Consider the following 3,524-nt stretch of genomic DNA (forward strand, 5'->3'; position numbering starts at 1 on the left):
GGACGGAGGGCGTCGCGGTGAGATGGGTTATCTGCTGCGAGTCGATGAGGGCGCGCAGTGGAGCGTCGGGAAGCAGTTGCTCGCGCGGGGCGAGCACGAGGCATGCGCCGGAGACGAGCGCCTGGAAAGTTTCCCAGACGGAGATGTCGAAGCCCGGAGCGGAGTACTGGAGGACGCGCGAGGAGGGGCCCACGCCCAGGGAGCGGATGCAGGCGAGGGCGGTGTTGCACAGGCCTCGGTGCGCGATGAGGGTGCCCTTGGGGCGGCCCGTCGAGCCGGAGGTGTAGATGATGTAGGCCAGCGAGTCCGGTCCTGCCAGGGGCGGTGGCGGCAGCGACGGGAAGGCGGCGACGCGGGCCTGGGTGGAGTCGGAGTCCAGGTCGACGGTGTGCGGGACGGAGTGCTCGAGTTCCGAGGACAGGGACGCGGAGAGCGAGGCGAGGGAGTGCTGGGTGAGGAGGACACGAGGCGCGGCGTCCTCGACCATGAAGGCCAGGCGCTCCGGCGGATAGGTCGGATCCAACGGCACGTAGGCGCCGCCCGCCTTGAGTGTGGCGAGGAGGGAGATGATGGAGTGCGGTGAGCGCTCGAAGAGGAGCGCGACGCGCACCTCCGGGCCGACGCCCAGTGAGCGCAGGTAGCCGGCCAGCTGGTTGGCGCGCTCTTCCAACTGACGGTACGTCAGCTGGAAGTCCTGGAAGCGGAGGGCCGGAGCATCTGGCGTCTGGCGCGCCTGGGCGGAGATGAGGTCGTGGATGCAGACGTCGCGCGGGAAGTCGGCGCGCACGTCGTTGAAGTCCACGAGCACCTGACGACGCTCGTCCTCGGTGAGAATTGGAAGGGACGCGAGCGCGCGCTGGGGCTGCTGGGCCAGGGCCTGGAGGAGCACCTGGAAGTGGCCGATGAAGCGCAGGATGGTGGCTTCGTCGAAGAGGTCGGAGTTGTACTCAAGGATGCCGGAGAAGCCCTCGGGCGTCTCCGCCAGGCCCATGGAGAGCTCGACGCGCGAGGCGCTGCCGCTGATGGTGAGCGGCTGGACGGCGAGGTCACCCAGTCGAGGCACGGTGCCGCCGGAGTCCTGATTCTGCAGGGCGAACATGGCCTGGAAGAGCGGCGGGCGGCTCAGGTCGCGCTGAGGCTGCAGCTCCTCGACGAGCTTCTCGAAGGGCAGGTGCTGGTGCTCGTAGGCGCCCAGGGTGGTGGCCTTCACCTGCTGGAGCAGTTGGAGGAAGGACTCGCGGGAGTCGATGCGAGCGCGCAGGACGAGCGTGTTGACGAAGAAGCCGATGAGGCTCTCGGTCTCCGCGTGAGTGCGGCCGGCAATGGGGGAGCCGACGAGGATGTCGTCCTGGCCCGTGTAGCGGTGCAGCAGGAGCTGGAAGGCCGCCAGCAGCAGCATGAAGGGCGTGGCCCCTTCGCGGCGAGCCAGGGCCTTGAGCTGCTCGGAGAGGTGGAGCGGAAGGCGAACGGGGACGTGGGTGCCGCGGAAGGTCTGGACCGGAGGGCGGGGCCTGTCGGTGGGCAGATCCAGGGCCGTGGGGGCTCCCGCGAGCAGCCCCTTCCACCACTCCAGTTGCTGGCGCAGCACGTCGCCTTGCAGCCAGCCGCGCTGCCAGACCGCGTAGTCCGCGTACTGGATGGGAAGCGGAGTCAGGGAGGGCGCTTGCCCCGAGGCCACCGCGCTATAGACGGCGGAAACCTCGCGAACCAGCACGCCGACGGACCATCCATCCGAGATGGCGTGGTGCGTGTTGATCAGCAGGACGTGCTCGTCGCCCGCGAGCCGCAGCAGGCGCGTCCGGAAGAGTGGGCCGGCTTCCAGGTGGAAGGGGCGGCGTGCTTCCTGGATCGCAAGGCGTACGGCCTCGTCCTCGCGCTGATCGGGCGCCAGGGCCGTCAGGTCGTCCACTTCCAGCTTCCAGGCCGCGGGCGGATGGATGAGCTGGATGGGCTCACCCTGGGCCAGGGCGAAGGTAGTGCGCAGCGACTCGTGGCGGTGCACGAGGAGCTCGAAGGTGCGACGCAGGGCCTCCGCTTCCAACTGGCCGGAGAGCCGCAGGGCCCAGGGCAGGTTGTAGGCGACGTTGTCGGGCTCCAACTGGTGCAGGAACCACAGCCGCTGCTGCGAGAAGGACAGCGGCTGCGGCCCGTTCTTCTCCGTGGGCACCAGCGGAGGAAGCGTCGTGGTGGCCGAGGACTGGAGCGCGGCCTGCAGGCGTGCGGCGAAGGCCTCCAGCGAAGTGGCTTCGAAGAGGGCGCGCAGGGGCAGCTCCACCGAGAAGGTGGAGCGGATGCGGGAGACGAGCTGGGTGGCCAGCAGCGAGTGGCCGCCCAGGGCGAAGAAGTCGTCGTGCAGGCCCACGCGGGGAACGCGCAGCACCTCGCACCAGATGGAGGCGAGCTTCTGCTCCACGTCATTGCGAGGCGCGACGTAGGCCGTCGTGAGGGAGGCGTCCGGCGCTGGCAGGGCCTTGCGGTCCACCTTGCCGTTGGGCGTGAGGGGGAAGTCCTCCAGCGGGACGAAGGCCGAAGGCACCATGTAGTCGGGCAGGTGCTGCTTGAGGGCAGCCCTCATGCTGGCCGCATCCAGCGTGAGGCCCGGCTGGGCCGTCAGGTAGGCCACCAGCACGGGCCCCACCGGCGAGTCCTCGCGCACCAGGGCCAGGGCTTGACGCACTCCGGGCAGCCGCCGCAGCGCCGCCTCCACCTCGCCCAACTCCAGCCGGAAGCCGCGCAGCTTCACCTGGAAGTCGATGCGGCCGAGGGACTCCAGCGTCCCGTCCGCCCTCCAGCGCGCCTTGTCGCCGGTGCGGTAGAGGCGCTGGCCGGGCATGGGGGAGAAGGCGTTCGGAATGAAGCGCTCCGCGGTGAGCTCGGGGCGGTGCAGGTAGCCGCGTGCCAGGCCCTCGCCGCCGATGAAGAGCTCTCCGGGCACGCCCACCGGCAGCGGGCGCAGGTGCGCGTCCAGCACGTAGGTGGACACGTTGGGCAGTGGCGGCCCCAGGGTGGGCGAGGCGTCCGCCCGTACCTGGAAGACGGTGGTGTCCACGGTGCACTCGGTGGGGCCGTAGACGTTGAAGAAGCCGGTGGCGGGCGCCTGGGCGAGCTGGGCCCACAGCCGCTCGTCAATCGCCTCACCGCCCACCAGCACCAGCCGGAGCGCGGGCCTCTGCTCCAGCAGCCCCGCCTCCAGCAGCGGCCGCAGCAGCGACGGCGTGCAGTCGAGCACCTGCACCTCATTCTGGTGCAGCCACTTCAGCAACTCCGGGGGCTGTAGTCGCAACGCCTCGGGCACCGGGTAGAGGCAGTGGCTATGGGCCACCTGCAGCAGCTGCTTGACGGAGGCGTCGAAGGAGAAGGACGCGTTGACGGTGACTCGCAGCCCCTGGGGCTGGCTGGCGTAGACGGTGCGTTGCAGTGCGTGCGCGAGGTTGAGCACCGAGCGGTGCTGAATCATCACGCCCTTGGGCTGTCCGGTGGAGCCGGAGGTGTAGATGACGTAGGCCAGGTGGGCGGGGGAGGCG

The 3,524-nt window shown here is 70.0% G+C and carries 1 protein-coding gene; it reads right to left on the reverse strand.

Annotation, left to right across the window (positions count from 1 at the left end; genetic code table 11):
• A partial coding sequence (locus tag D7V93_RS40285; protein ID WP_120648327.1) for a non-ribosomal peptide synthetase occupies positions 1–3,524 on the reverse strand: 3,524 nt, incomplete at both ends.

The sequence above is a fragment of the Corallococcus llansteffanensis genome, assembly GCF_003612055.1.
Classification (GTDB): Bacteria; Myxococcota; Myxococcia; order Myxococcales; family Myxococcaceae; genus Corallococcus; species Corallococcus llansteffanensis.